This window comes from Cephaloticoccus capnophilus (assembly GCF_001580045.1).
In the GTDB taxonomy this organism is placed as follows: domain Bacteria; phylum Verrucomicrobiota; class Verrucomicrobiia; order Opitutales; family Opitutaceae; genus Cephaloticoccus; species Cephaloticoccus capnophilus.
In genome coordinates this window covers 49,363-61,584 of the sequence record NZ_LSZP01000047.1, presented here as the reverse complement: position 1 = coordinate 61,584, position 12,222 = coordinate 49,363, and the positions used below count along the sequence as shown (strand labels likewise).

The 12,222-nt window shown below is 60.9% G+C and carries 13 protein-coding genes, 1 tRNA gene and 1 pseudogene; 4 read left to right on the top strand and 11 right to left on the bottom strand.

Going from position 1 to position 12,222, the window contains the following annotated elements:
• Positions 1 to 38 precede the first annotated feature (38 nt).
• A complete protein-coding gene (locus AXK12_RS06235; protein ID WP_068712570.1) occupies positions 39 to 440 on the bottom strand; it encodes a hypothetical protein in 402 nt (133 codons plus the stop codon).
• Positions 441 to 477: 37 nt separating this feature from the next.
• Positions 478 to 553 (bottom strand) — tRNA-Ile (locus AXK12_RS06230).
• Positions 554 to 915: 362 nt separating this feature from the next.
• On the opposite strand from AXK12_RS06230, the gene AXK12_RS09100 reads away from it, so the two are divergent.
• Positions 916 to 1,098: a hypothetical protein gene (locus tag AXK12_RS09100; protein ID WP_156468906.1), complete on the top strand. Its 183-nt coding sequence runs from the start codon at positions 916 to 918 to the stop codon at positions 1,096 to 1,098.
• Here AXK12_RS09100 and ureG read toward each other — a convergent pair.
• The 8 genes from ureG to AXK12_RS06190 all read right to left on the bottom strand — a co-directional run bounded on the left by ureG (position 1,095) and on the right by AXK12_RS06190 (position 7,203).
• On the bottom strand, positions 1,095 to 1,700 hold the full coding sequence (gene ureG, locus AXK12_RS06225) for an urease accessory protein UreG (protein WP_068712656.1): 606 nt from the start codon (positions 1,698 to 1,700) through the stop codon (positions 1,095 to 1,097). The genes AXK12_RS09100 and ureG overlap by 4 nt on opposite strands.
• 146 nt (positions 1,701 to 1,846) lie before the next feature.
• Positions 1,847 to 2,527: an urease accessory protein UreF gene (locus AXK12_RS06220; protein WP_068712568.1), complete on the bottom strand. Its 681-nt coding sequence runs from the start codon at positions 2,525 to 2,527 to the stop codon at positions 1,847 to 1,849.
• A 39-nt stretch (positions 2,528 to 2,566) separates the two neighbouring features.
• Entirely contained in the window at positions 2,567 to 3,097 is a 531-nt protein-coding gene (ureE, locus tag AXK12_RS06215; protein WP_068712566.1) for an urease accessory protein UreE, read from the bottom strand.
• Positions 3,098 to 3,108: 11 nt separating this feature from the next.
• Positions 3,109 to 4,818 (bottom strand): urease subunit alpha, encoded by a 1,710-nt coding sequence (ureC, locus tag AXK12_RS06210; protein WP_068712563.1) that lies wholly within the window; start codon positions 4,816 to 4,818, stop codon positions 3,109 to 3,111.
• Complete coding sequence (locus tag AXK12_RS06205) at positions 4,815 to 5,147, bottom strand: urease subunit beta (RefSeq protein ID WP_068712561.1); 333 nt, start codon at positions 5,145 to 5,147, stop codon at positions 4,815 to 4,817. The genes ureC and AXK12_RS06205 overlap by 4 nt, the downstream gene beginning before the upstream one ends.
• 14 nt (positions 5,148 to 5,161) lie before the next feature.
• The gene (locus AXK12_RS06200; RefSeq protein ID WP_068712559.1) at positions 5,162 to 5,464 is read right to left on the bottom strand and encodes an urease subunit gamma; all 303 of its coding nucleotides are present in this window, start codon (positions 5,462 to 5,464) and stop codon (positions 5,162 to 5,164) included.
• A gap of 21 nt (positions 5,465 to 5,485) precedes the next feature.
• Complete coding sequence (locus AXK12_RS06195; protein ID WP_068712557.1) at positions 5,486 to 6,340, bottom strand: urease accessory protein UreD; 855 nt, start codon at positions 6,338 to 6,340, stop codon at positions 5,486 to 5,488.
• Between the two features lie 239 nt (positions 6,341 to 6,579).
• The gene (locus AXK12_RS06190) at positions 6,580 to 7,203 is read right to left on the bottom strand and encodes a nucleoside triphosphate hydrolase (protein ID WP_068712554.1); all 624 of its coding nucleotides are present in this window, start codon (positions 7,201 to 7,203) and stop codon (positions 6,580 to 6,582) included.
• A 335-nt stretch (positions 7,204 to 7,538) separates the two neighbouring features.
• Between AXK12_RS06190 and mgtA the strand changes: the two genes are divergently transcribed.
• From mgtA to AXK12_RS09510, 3 genes are all read left to right on the top strand, one after another.
• The gene (mgtA, locus tag AXK12_RS06185; RefSeq protein ID WP_068712551.1) at positions 7,539 to 10,238 is read left to right on the top strand and encodes a magnesium-translocating P-type ATPase; all 2,700 of its coding nucleotides are present in this window, start codon (positions 7,539 to 7,541) and stop codon (positions 10,236 to 10,238) included.
• Positions 10,239 to 10,338: 100 nt separating this feature from the next.
• Complete coding sequence (locus AXK12_RS06180) at positions 10,339 to 11,415, top strand: sensor histidine kinase (protein WP_068712549.1); 1,077 nt, start codon at positions 10,339 to 10,341, stop codon at positions 11,413 to 11,415.
• The gene (locus AXK12_RS09510) at positions 11,412 to 12,032 is read left to right on the top strand and encodes a response regulator transcription factor (RefSeq protein ID WP_068712547.1); all 621 of its coding nucleotides are present in this window, start codon (positions 11,412 to 11,414) and stop codon (positions 12,030 to 12,032) included. The genes AXK12_RS06180 and AXK12_RS09510 overlap by 4 nt, the downstream gene beginning before the upstream one ends.
• Here the strand turns inward: AXK12_RS09510 and AXK12_RS09600 are convergent.
• Positions 11,995 to 12,179 (bottom strand): annotated as a pseudogene (locus AXK12_RS09600) (IS256 family transposase); the annotation flags it as partial. The gene AXK12_RS09510 and the pseudogene AXK12_RS09600 overlap by 38 nt on opposite strands.
• Positions 12,180 to 12,222 lie beyond the last annotated feature (43 nt).

Here is a 12,222-nt window from a genome sequence, read left to right as displayed (position 1 = left end):
GGACACACAGCACACAAGGCTCACTTCCTCGCGCTCAGCTACGGCTTATCCGGCGCCGAAGCGCGGCGCAGCGTGATGACCTTGCCGCCCTTGATCTTGGGCGCGCTGATGCTCAACTCGGGCGCCGCGGAATCGAAAACCAGCGTCGAGTAGTCCTCACCCGCTACCGACTTCAATCGATCAATGTATTTCTCCGGCCCCACGAGTGCCTCGTATGGCGCGGTGTTACTGCCCTGCTCCAAATAGTATTGCTGGGCCGCCACATCGAGCTTGCGCAGATTTTCGAGCACGGCCTTTTCGCGAGCCGAGTTGCGCAGCCACGCAAATATCGGCAGCGACATAGCGGCCATCAGCGCGATGATGATTAGCACAATGAGGATTTCGACTAGGCTAAAGGGCTTGTGCTCGGCAGTGGCAGCGGAGGAAGCGGGACTGCTCATGGGAGAAAAGGATAGGTAAGCGAATGTGGATCCGATCTGGTGGGCCCGCAGGGATTCGAACCCTGAACCAAAGGATTATGAGTCCTCTGCTCTAACCGTTGAGCTACAGGCCCAGATTGCTGCACGCGACACCACCAAAAGTAACGCGCGAGAGCAGCGAGGCTGTAGTCCCGCTCCCCCAGCCGACAAGCGCAGTTTCGCACTGTTTTTCTAAAACCTTTCGAAAACGGAAACCCTCCCCTTGGCCTCCGGCCGGACGAAGCGCTCGCCTGCCCGACTCACTAGGGTTTGCTCCCGTTTCAAACATGGCCGCGCTGATACGCTTTTCCCCACTGCGCGTGGGGCGGCAGCGTGTCGCTGCACCCATTCAATTTGGGATTTCGCTTTCGCGCTATCGCGCGAAAGCGAAATCCCAAATTTGAAAGCATTCCCCCTGTCGCGTTGCGACAGGGCGGGGAGTAAAAGGGAATGTAGAGTGATAACCCGTTTGGGCGAAGTGGGAAAAACCACGAGTGAAGCTTCCGCCTCCAAGTTTGGGATCCTTTCTACCGAAGGCTTGGTTGCCGTGCGCATGCACGGCAACCAAGCCTTCGGTAAATGGGTGCAGGCACAGCCTGCCGTCCATCGCGTAGTGGGAAAAAACGAGAACAGGCCCTAGGCCGATTTTTGTGCGAGCAGCCCTTGCGCTTCGATAAACGCAATAATCTCATCCAGTCCCTGACCGGTTTTCTGGTTGGAAAACACGAACGGACGCTCGCCGCGCATTTTTTTGGCATCGCACTCCATCACCTCCAGCGAGGCACCGACCAGCGGCGCGAGGTCGATTTTGTTGATGACCAGCAAATCGCTGCGGGTGATGCCGGGGCCGCCTTTGCGCGGGATTTTGTCGCCCGCCGAGACGTCGATGACGTAAAGCGTCAGGTCCGAGAGTTCGGGCGAAAAAGTGGCCGCGAGGTTGTCGCCGCCGGATTCAACGATGATGATCTCAAGCCCCGGGAAGCGGCGGTTGAGACGGTCGATGGCTTCAAGGTTGATCGAGGCGTCTTCGCGGATGGCGGTGTGCGGGCAGCCGCCGGTCTCGACGCCGATGATGCGCTCGGGTGGCAGGGCTTGGTGGCGGACGAGGAATTGCGCGTCTTCGGCGGTGTAGATGTCGTTGGTCACGACGGCGATTGAATAGCGTTCGCGCAGGACGCGGCACAGGGCGAGGGTCAGCGCGGTCTTGCCGGAGCCGACCGGGCCGCCGATGCCGATGCGCAGAGCTTGGGTGCTGAGGGATGATGTGAAGAACTCCGCCCCTGCGGCCGGAGCTTCTCCTCCACAAGCTAGGGGAGCCTTCGGCTCCATATGGCGATGGCCTCGCTTGACCTCGCCGTGAGCGGCGAGGTGCGCGCTTTGGTTAGTGGTCATGAGCGGAACAGTCTGGTGTATTGGGTTTCGTGAAGGCTGCTGGTAATGGCGAGGCCGGGGCTGAAATTGCTCCATTGCGGTTCTGGCAGGGAGGCGGCTTCGGCGGCCAATCCGGGGATGCGCTTGCCCAAGGTTGCGAGCAGGCGTTGTCCGGCACTTTGGCCGAGCGGGATGGCTTTGACGGCAGCCATGACCTGGTTTTCAAGCCACATCCACAAGTAGGCGGTGAGGGCTTGTTCGGCGGCGATGCCCCACGCGGCAGCGGCAGCAGTCCAGACGGTGGGAAAGGCGGGTTCGTTGACGGCGACAAGCCGGTCGCGCCAGCCGGGGAGTCCGGCGAAGGCGTCGAGTTCGGACAGAAGGCGCAGCAGCGACCAGCCCATTTGCACGGTTTCGGCGCGCAGCTCCATCGTCTCGCGGCTGGCGTTGAAGTCGGCATTGAGTTCGCTGACGCGGGCGTCATCGCCCGTCCGCCATGCCGCGAGCAAGGCCGCCGTGAGCGGGGCTTCGAGCCTTGCGAGGGTGTAACTGAGTGCGTCGCCAATCCAGCGCGCGGCAGTGGCTTCGTCTGTGACTGCGCCGGACTCGACTGCCCATTCCAGCCCTTGCGAATAGGTATAGGCCCCAACCGGAAGGGCGGGGCTGGCAAGTTGCAGCAGGCGGACGAGGCGGAGCATCGGCAGTGGCGGTGGTGGTGGCGGGCAGGCGGGCAGGAATCACTCGCCCATCATATGGATTTTCGCGCCACCGCCTTCGCCGTGGGAATGGGCATGCGAATGCGAGTGGCTGTGCGCGGGGTCGTGGTCATGCGAGTGCGAATGCCCGCCGTGCGCATACGCGCCGGACTCTGGCTCAAACGGCGCATTGAGCGCGTGCACGCTCGCGCCCAATCCGAGCAGCATATGTTCGAGCACATGGTCGGCCTGAATCCGAAGCCAGCCTTCGCCAATCTCGACCGGGACGTGGCGGTTGCCGAGGTGGTAAGCGGCGCGGGCAAGCGCGAGGGGGCCTTGGCAACGTGCTTCGAGCAGGGCTTCGGGTGCGGCAACGACGGCGATGATCCGGCCATTGCTGGCTTTGAGTTTTTGCCCGCCGCGCAGCAAGGTGCCACGTTCGAGCAGCAGCGCGGCCTCCTCACCGCTCGCGAGCCGGACGCGCTGGCGGGTTTTGCTGCGCGCGGCAAAATCGAGTTCCAGCGTGTCGGTGGCCGGTTCCGGGCCGTCGTATCGGGTGTCCAGTTGCAACATAAAGGGTGGGTTCAAAACAGGAAGTAGCGCTGCGCCATCGGCAGCACCTGGGCGGGTTCGCAGGTCAACAGTTCGCCGTCGGCACGTACGGCGTAGGTTTCGGGATCGACCTCGATTTTCGGCGTGGCGTCGTTGTGGATCATGTCGCGCTTTTGCACGCCCCGGCAGCCGCTGACGGCAATCAGCGGCTTGCCGAGCCCCAGCGCGGCAACGGCGGGATTGTCCAGCGCGGCCTTGGAAACAAAAGTCACCGAGGTGTTGAGTGCCTTGCCAAACGCGCCGAACATGGGCCGGAAGTGCACCGGTTGCGGGGTCGAAATCGATGCGCCCGGGTCGCCCATCGTCGCGGCGGCAATCATCCCGCCCTTCAGGATGAGGCTCGGCTTCACGCCGAAAAATGCCGGTCGCCACAGCACGAGGTCGGCCAGTTTGCCGACTTCAATCGAGCCGACGGTGTGCGCGATGCCGTGGGTGATCGCCGGATTGATGGTGTATTTGGCAAGGTAGCGTTTGACCCGGAAATTGTCCGCGCCGCCGAGGGCGGCGTCTTCGGCGAGTGCGCCGCGCTGGACTTTCATCTTGTGCGCGGTCTGCCAGGTGCGGGTGATGACTTCGCCGACGCGGCCCATCGCCTGCGAGTCGGAGGACATCATCGAAAATGCGCCAAGGTCGTGGAGGATGTCTTCGGCGGCGATGGTTTCGCGGCGGATGCGGCTTTCGGCAAAGGCCACGTCCTCGGCAATCGCAGGGTCGAGGTGGTGGCAGACCATCAACATGTCCAGGTGCTCGTCGATGGTGTTGACCGTGTAGGGGCGGGTCGGGTTGGTCGAAGAGGGCAGCACGTTGGGCAACCCGATGGCGCGGATGATGTCCGGCGCGTGCCCGCCGCCCGCGCCTTCGGTATGGAAGGTGTGGATACTGCGGCCCTTGAACGCGCCAAGCGTGGTCTCGACAAAGCCCGACTCGTTGAGGGTGTCGCTGTGAATGGCGACCTGCACGTCGAGCGCTTCGGCCACCGAAAGACAGTTGTCGATGGCCGCCGGAGTGCTGCCCCAGTCTTCGTGCAGCTTGAGCCCGATCACACCCGCCTCGACCTGTTCGCGCAACGGCTCGGGCAGGCTGGCGTTGCCCTTGCCGAGCAGGCCCATGTTCATCGGGAAGGCATCCGCCGCTTCCAGCATCCGGTGGATATGCCACGGCCCGGGCGTGCTGGTGGTTGCCAAAGTGCCGGTCGCGGGGCCGGTGCCGCCGCCAATCATGGTGGTCACGCCGCTCATCAGTGCGTCGTCGATTTGCTGCGGGCAAATCCAGTGGATGTGGGTGTCGATGCCGCCTGCGGTGAGGATGAGACCTTCGCCTGCGATGATTTCGGTGCCCGCGCCGATCACGATATCCACGCCGGGCTGGATGTCGGGGTTGCCCGCTTTGCCGATGGCGCTGACGCGCCCGCCCTTGAGCCCGACGTCGGCTTTGACGATGCCCCAGTGGTCTACGATCAGCGCGTTGGTGATGACCGTGTCGGCGACCTCGGCGGCGACGCGCTGGCTTTGGCCCATGCCGTCGCGGATGACCTTGCCGCCGCCGAATTTCACTTCTTCGCCGTAAATCGTATAGTCCTTTTCGACCTCAATCCACAGCTCGGTATCGGCAAGGCGGACGCGGTCGCCGGTGGTCGGGCCAAACATCTCGGCGTGGGCGCGGCGCGAAATAGTGGCACTCATGAGCGCACCTCCGCCTTCTCCGTATCGAGCGGGCCCATGACTTCGCCGCGAAATCCGTAGACGTGGCGCGCGCCTGCAAGCGCGACCAGCTCGGCCGTGCGCGATTGGCCAGGCTCAAAACGCACCGCCGTGCCCGCAGCGATATTGAGCCGGAATCCGCGCGCGGCAGCGCGGTCAAAGGCGAGCGCGGCGTTGGCCTCGGCAAAGTGATAGTGCGAGCCGATCTGGACCGGACGGTCGCCCGTGTTTTTGACCGTCAAGGTCAGCGTTTCGCGGCCCGCGTTCAGCGCGAGCTCGCCGTCCAGGGTTTTGATTTCTCCGGGAATCATGAGCGTTGTCCTCCTTAAACAATCGGGTTGTGCACCGTGACCAGCTTGGTGCCGTCGGGAAACGTCGCCTCGACCTGAATCTCGGGAATCAGCTCCGGCACACCCTCCATGACCTCATCGCGGGTGAGGATTTTCGTGCCCTCGTGCATCAGCTCGGCGACCGTGCGGCCATCGCGCGCGCCTTCGAGCAGTGCGCAGGTGATGAGTGCGACGGCTTCGGGATAATTGAGCTTCAGTCCGCGTGCGCGGCGGCGCTCGGCGACGAGGCCAGCGGTAAAAATCAGCAGCTTGTCTTTTTCGCGTGGGGTCAGTTCCATGTCAGTCTCCTCAAGCGTTTTTCAAGTGTTCCAGATGCGCGGCGTGACCGCAGCGCGACCACTCAATGCAGGACGCAGCACCGCCCACAAGCGCGCAAACCATGCCCGACCCGGTTCACACGCGGGCCCGAGCCAGCGCGCCAGCAGCACGCCGCCCGGCAACAAGGTCACACCGCCCGCACCGACCTCCGGCAAGATTGCACGGCAGGCATCGCGCAACCCCTCGTTCACCTGCGGTGCGACCACCCACATCGTGGCGACGACCGGCTGACCGGCCAGCCCGATGGGCGAGGCCAGCAGCGGCGAATTTCCCGTCACCCTACCACGTTCCAGCCACAGTGTCTGCCCGTCGCGGCGGATGCGTGTGCGCATGGCGAAATCCCCGTGCGCAAACCGCTCGCCCGAGGCCGTGCGCCCGAAGCACAGCAGCTCGACGCCGACAAACCGCGCATCAGCGGCCAGCTCGATTTCGGTCGTCTGCCCGCCCCGCGCACCGTCGAACACCAGCGTTTCCTGCGGCAGCCATTCGCACACCGCGCCATCGCCGACCGTGATCGTCTGCGTGAGCGACGCACTCGGCCCGCCGCTGCGATACCACTTGCCCGCGCCCGGCGTGGTCAAAAGCGCGTGCGCACCGGCGGCAAGGTCAACGGCGATTGCAAGTGAATCCCCGCCGACGATTCCGGCAGGCGGATGCAGCACGATAGCGTGGCATACGGCCTCGCCCTCGGGATGCAGCGGCTTTTGCACCCGCAGCGGGCCCGTGTGGCGATTGCCGACCAGCACCGTGCGTGGGCCCTGGCGCGCAAAATCAAGCGCGAGCCGGGCGTGCCAGCCGCTCGAATCCGACTTAGTCTGGGAATCGCAAACGCTCATTGGGCAGCCTCAAGCACTCGCCCCAAAACCGAATAAGGAAACTCCAAAACACGCTCATCCGCCCGACCCGGCCCGATTTAACAGCCCACGGGCTGAACGCAGAGTCCTTCGGCGGACTTACGCATAGGTGCCAGTCGGCGGGCCGGCGGATAGCGATTTCGGTAAGGTAGCGCGGCATACGGCGTCTCTCCGCGTCTTTGCGGCGGCGATAGCAGCCGCGCGCCGCAGGGACAATCGCCTCAAAAAAAGTCGATATGGAGATCGGCGGGGCGGGAATTCTCCAGGATGCGTTTTCCGTTCGGCAGGTCGTTACCGTAAAGCTTCCAGCGGATCTGGTCCTCGGGCAGCGCATAACCCAGCCAGCGCTGGCGCAGCCGCTCCTCCAGCACCGCATAGGGCGGACCGACGAAGAGGGTGAAGTCGAAGAGGCCGTCGAGCCTGTCCCACGGCGCATCCTTGAAGAGCAAGTAGTTGCCCTCGGCGAGGACGAAGCGCGTTTCCCGCAGGATGGCGCGGGCGGCATTGATGGCGATCTCGCGCGAACGGTCGAAGACCGGCACGAGCACCTCGCCCTCCGCCCGTTTCAGGGCGTGGACGATATCGATAAAACCGCGGGCATCGAAACTCTCGGGCGCGCCCTTGCGCGGCAGCAGGCCCCGCGCGGCGAGGATGCCGTTGTCCATGTGGAAGCCGTCCATCGGCAGGATCTCGGCGCTCTCGCCTCGGGCGATCAGGCCGTCGCGAAGGGCTTCGGCCAGCGTCGACTTGCCGGCTGCGGGCGGGCCGGCGAGGCCGACGAGGAAGCGGCGCGCGTCCCCCGCGCGCTGCAAGAGTGCATCCACGATCGTGGCAGGCGAGTTCATGCGGCAATGGCCTCCGGCACCTTGGCCCCAGTCATAGAGGCGACGGCATCCGACTTAGTCTGGGAATCGCAAACACTCATTGGGCAGCCCCAAGCACTCGCCCCAAAACCGAATAAGGAAACTCCAAAACACGCTCATCCGCCCGACCTGGCCCGATTTAACAGGCCACGGGCTGACCCATGACGGGTTCTCCTTTTGCAATGCGGCCATCGGGGCCGCGGAACGGGGCCGGAATCAGCATATCCCTTGGTATATCCGGGCGATGCCAATGCCTGCTGGCCTGAGCAAAAGGCCGATGGGACAATAGCTGCAGTGTTCAAGCTATTGATTTTCCCATGAAACTGATCGATTCCATTTTAAAACACCTGTTCAGCCGGTTTCTGGCGCGCCGCCGCGCAAGCGGGTTGTTCCGGCGTACGGCAATGCCCGATGCAGCGAATTTTCCGCGCGGCGCTACGTCTATATTTGACGCCATTACCCGTGAGAGGCGCCGGGTCGCGAGCGATGATATTGCAGCGGCGTTGATCCGGCTTGAATCGGATATGAAAGGCTTGAGCGCCGATGAAGCTGAGGCACGGCAGGAAAAGTTCGGCTTTAATGAAATCGAACACGAAAAACCCCTGCCCTGGTGGCGGCATCTGTGGCAGTGCTATAAAAACCCGTTCAACCTGCTGCTCAGCCTTCTGGCGCTGATTTCGCTCCTGACCGAGGACATGGCGGCCGCCATGGTGATTGCGACCATGGTCGTGCTAAGCACCTTGATCCGGTTTATTCAGGAAGCGCGCTCCAATCGCGCCGCCGAAGCGCTCAAAGCGATGGTCAGCAATACCGCGACGGTGATCAGGCGGGGGGCTTCGCCTGCGAAACAGATGGGAATTCCCATCCGTGAACTGGTGCCGGGCGATCTGATCGCGCTTTCGGCGGGGGATATGATTCCAGCCGATTGCCGCCTGCTCGCCGCCAAGGATTTGTTTGTTTCCCAAGCCGCGATGACCGGGGAATCATTGCCGGTGGAGAAATTCCCGGACATCAGCCAGCCGTTTAATGCGATTTTTGATGCGCCGAATTTATTATTTATGGGCACCAATGTGATTTCAGGTTCCGCGACCGCGTTGGTGGTCGCGACCGGAAACCACAGTTATTTTGGCGCATTATCCGTGCGCGTGACCAGCACGGGCCGCGTTGAAACGGCATTCCAATCCGGGGTCAACAGCGTGAGTTGGTTATTGATTCGCTTTGCGCTGGTGATGGTACCGGTAGTTTTGGCGATTAACGGATTTACCAAAGGCGACTGGATGGAGGCATTTTTATTTGCGCTCTCCGTTGCCGTCGGGCTGACGCCGGAAATGCTGCCGATGATTGTGACATCGACCTTGGCCAAGGGCGCGGTGAAGTTATCAAAACAAAAGGTCATCGTCAAACATCTCGATGCTATCCAGAATTTCGGCGCGATGGATGTGCTGTGTACCGATAAAACCGGGACGCTGACCCAGGATAAAATTGTATTGGAGCGCCATACCGATGCTTTTGGTGAACCATCGGATGAGGTATTGCGTTATGCCTATCTCAACAGTTATTACCAGACCGGGCTTAAAAATTTACTCGACCGTGCGGTATTGGAGCATGCCGAATTGCAAACGCACGATGATCGCAAAGTGGATGAAATTCCGTTCGATTTCAATCGCCGTCGGATGTCGGTAGTGGTCTCCGAGCGGGAAGACCAGCATACCTTAGTCTGCAAAGGCGCGGTGGAAGAAATATTATCGGTTTGCACCGGGATTCGCCATGATGATGAGGATGTGGAGCTTACTCCGGAATTATTGAAGAATGTACGCGCCCTCACCCAGGAACTAAATTCGCAAGGGTTACGTGTGGTCGCTGTTGCCATCAAAGTCATGGCAAAGCCCCAATCCAATTATTCAGTTAAAGATGAAGCTGGATTGACCCTGCTTGGTTATATCGCCTTTCTCGACCCGCCCAAGGAATCCGCCGCGCCCGCGATCAGCGCGCTGGAAAAACACGGTGTCGCGGTGAAAGTATTGACCGGCGATAGTGAATTGATTGCCGCGCACGTATGCGCACAGGTCGGGCTTGAACGTCACGGGATTCTGCTCGGCGGGCAGGTGGAAACAATGAATGATGCCCAATTGGCGCAGGCCGCTCAGGATTATCAGGTGTTTGCCCGCCTGACCCCGCATCATAAGGAACGCATCGTGCGCGCGCTGCGCGGCAACGGGCATGTGGTCGGATTTATGGGCGATGGCATCAATGATGCCCCGGCGCTGCGTGCGGCGGATATCGGGATTTCGGTGGATTCGGGCGTAGATATTTCCAAAGAGGCCGCTGATATTATTCTGCTGGAAAAAAGTTTGATGGTGCTGGAGGCGGGGGTGATGGAAGGGCGTAAGACCTTTTCCAATATGCTCAAATATATCCGCATGACCGCCAGTTCCAACTTTGGCAATGTGTTTTCGGTCTTAGTCGCCAGTGCGTTTTTGCCCTTCTTGCCGATGCTGCCGTTACAATTATTGATGCAGAATTTGTTATACGATATTTCCCAGATCGCGATTCCGTTTGATGATGTAGACGATGAGCTGGTGGCAAAACCGTTGCGCTGGAATCCGGGCGATATTGGCCGGTTTATGGTGTTTTTCGGGCCCATCAGTTCGATATTTGATATTCTCACTTATCTTCTCATGTGGTTTGTGTTTTCTGCCAATAATGTGGCGGCACAAACCTTGTTTCAATCGGGCTGGTTTGTCGTTGGTTTGTTAACCCAGACCCTAATCGTGCATATGATCCGCACGCCCAAACTTCCGTTCATCCAAAGCCGTGCCGCCTGGCCGTTGCTGCTGATGACCGGGCTGATTATGCTGATCGGGGTTTGCCTGCCGATGAGCCCCTTGGCCGGATATTTCAAACTTCAGCCACTTCCGGGCAGTTATTTCCCGTGGCTGGTTGCCATCCTGCTTGGATATGCGGCTTTGACCACGCTACTGAAAAGAATTTATATTCGCAAATTCGGTTGGCAGTAAGAAGATGTTTTGCGGTTTCCCTCTGTCATAAATAGGAGAGGGAAACAATCGCAATATCCTTCGATTTTGTTTCATTTACGCTCTCTGCTAGGCTGTACGCATGCAAACTCACGCTTCCATTCAAGCCCGCCCGCCGCTGTCACGCCGCGCACGCACGCTGTGGTTGGCCGGGCTTGCGCTGGTCATGGCCGCGATTTTTAGCGTAGATACCACCACCCATTATGAAGTCGCGGCGGCGGTGTTTTATACGCTGGTGGTCTTGATCGCCGCGCGCGTGCTGCGCGGGCGCGCGTTGTTGTGGCTCGCCGTCTGGTGTATTGGCCTGAGCGTGTTCAGTTTTGCGCTGACCCCGCACGGTGATCTCCACGCCGGTTTGATCAATCTCGCCATCAGCATCACCGCCATCATCATGGTGGCGTGGCTGGTCATCAAAATGGAAGCGGCGCGCGATGCGGCGCACGCGGCGCAGGCGCAGCTTTTGCGGCTCGCGCGGGTCAAGCGGCTGGACGGACTGACGACCGCGATCGCGCACGAGGTCAACCAGCCATTGGCCGCGATTGTCACCAGCGGCCACGCCTGCCAGCGTTGGCTCGGGCAGGATCCCCCCAAACTGGCCAAGGCGGAGCTGGCGCTGAACCGCATTCTGGCCGATGCCGCGCGCGCCAGCCAGATCGTGACCCGGGTGCGCAGTTTGAGCCGGGGCGAACCGGTGCAGGCGGTGGCGTTTGATTTCAATGCGGCGGTGATGGAAGTGCTGGCGCTGTCCACCGATGAGCTGGAACGCCACGGGATTGAACTTGCGCTTGAGCTCGCCGGGAATTTGCCTCGGGCATTCGCCGATCCGGTGCAGATCGGGCAGGTGATCGGCAATCTGCTGCTCAATGCGATTGAAGCGATGGCCGACAAACCAGACAAGGCGCATGTGCTGCGGGTGGGTTCGATATTGAAAGAGGACACGATGATCTTGACGGTGGCTGATTCCGGCGCGGGTATTCCGGCGGAGATTCAAGCGCATTTGTTTGATGCGTTTTGGACCACCAAAGCGGACGGTATCGGCGTCGGGCTCAGTATCAGCCGGACGATGATCGAGGCCAATGGCGGGCAGATTTGGGCTGAATCGGCGCCCAATGGCGGCGCGGTGTTCAGTATCAGCGTACCGGTGGAACCTAGGCCATGAGTGAACATCCCGCTCCGCTCGTACATCTGGTGGACGATGACGCTTCCGTGCGCGCGGCGCTGGAAGACCTGATGGCTTCGGTCGGGCTCAGTGCGCGCGTATTTGCTTCGGTCGCCGAGTTTCTGGCCGAACCGCTCCCCGATGCGCCCGGCTGTCTGGTGCTGGATGTGCGCATGCCGGGACAGAGCGGGATGGAATTCCAGCGCCAGATGCATGCGCTTGGCATCCACTTGCCGGTGATTTTCATCACCGGGCACGGCGATATCGCGATGGGCGTTGCCGCGATGAAACAGGGCGCGATTGAATTTCTGACCAAACCATTCCGCGATCAGGAGCTTTTGGATGCGGTCTGGAACGGGATTGAGCTCGACCGCAAACGGCGCGCGGAGGCTGCGGCACTTGCGGATTTGCGCAGCAGATGGGATTCATTGAATCCCGGCGAACAAAGCGTCGCGCGAGGGGTCGTACAAGGTTTGCTCAACAAACAAATCGCCGCCGAACTTGATTTAAGCGAAATCACCATCAAAGTCCGTCGCAGCCATGTGATGCGCAAGATGCAGGCGAAATCCTTGGCCGAGCTGGTGCGGATGATGGAAGCGTTGCCCAGTGCTGTTTGAGAAAGCTCATGTAGGCGAGCCTATCGGCGTTCGGCACGCTCCATCAACGTGGCGAGTTTGGGCACCTTCGACCTGATCGGGTCGGTAATATTGCGCCACCCTGTGCTTGCCGCCTCCTTAGGTGTCCTGTGCAAAGGCCGTGGCGATGACTGGGATTCAGTGGATGTCAGCAGATTGAGATTTTGCAGAA

Coding starts and splice junctions, on each gene's coding strand:
- AXK12_RS06235 (WP_068712570.1), bottom strand. CDS start 440: ATGAGCAGTCCCGCTTCCTCCGCTGCCACTGCCGAGCACAAGCCCTTT.
- AXK12_RS06220 (WP_068712568.1), bottom strand. CDS start 2,527: ATGCTCCGCCTCGTCCGCCTGCTGCAACTTGCCAGCCCCGCCCTTCCG.
- ureE (WP_068712566.1), bottom strand. CDS start 3,097: ATGTTGCAACTGGACACCCGATACGACGGCCCGGAACCGGCCACCGAC.
- ureC (WP_068712563.1), bottom strand. CDS start 4,818: ATGAGTGCCACTATTTCGCGCCGCGCCCACGCCGAGATGTTTGGCCCG.
- AXK12_RS06205 (WP_068712561.1), bottom strand. CDS start 5,147: ATGATTCCCGGAGAAATCAAAACCCTGGACGGCGAGCTCGCGCTGAAC.
- AXK12_RS06200 (WP_068712559.1), bottom strand. CDS start 5,464: ATGGAACTGACCCCACGCGAAAAAGACAAGCTGCTGATTTTTACCGCT.
- AXK12_RS06195 (WP_068712557.1), bottom strand. CDS start 6,340: ATGAGCGTTTGCGATTCCCAGACTAAGTCGGATTCGAGCGGCTGGCAC.
- AXK12_RS06190 (WP_068712554.1), bottom strand. CDS start 7,203: ATGAACTCGCCTGCCACGATCGTGGATGCACTCTTGCAGCGCGCGGGG.
- mgtA (WP_068712551.1), top strand. CDS start 7,539: ATGAAACTGATCGATTCCATTTTAAAACACCTGTTCAGCCGGTTTCTG.
- AXK12_RS06180 (WP_068712549.1), top strand. CDS start 10,339: ATGCAAACTCACGCTTCCATTCAAGCCCGCCCGCCGCTGTCACGCCGC.
- AXK12_RS09510 (WP_068712547.1), top strand. CDS start 11,412: ATGAGTGAACATCCCGCTCCGCTCGTACATCTGGTGGACGATGACGCT.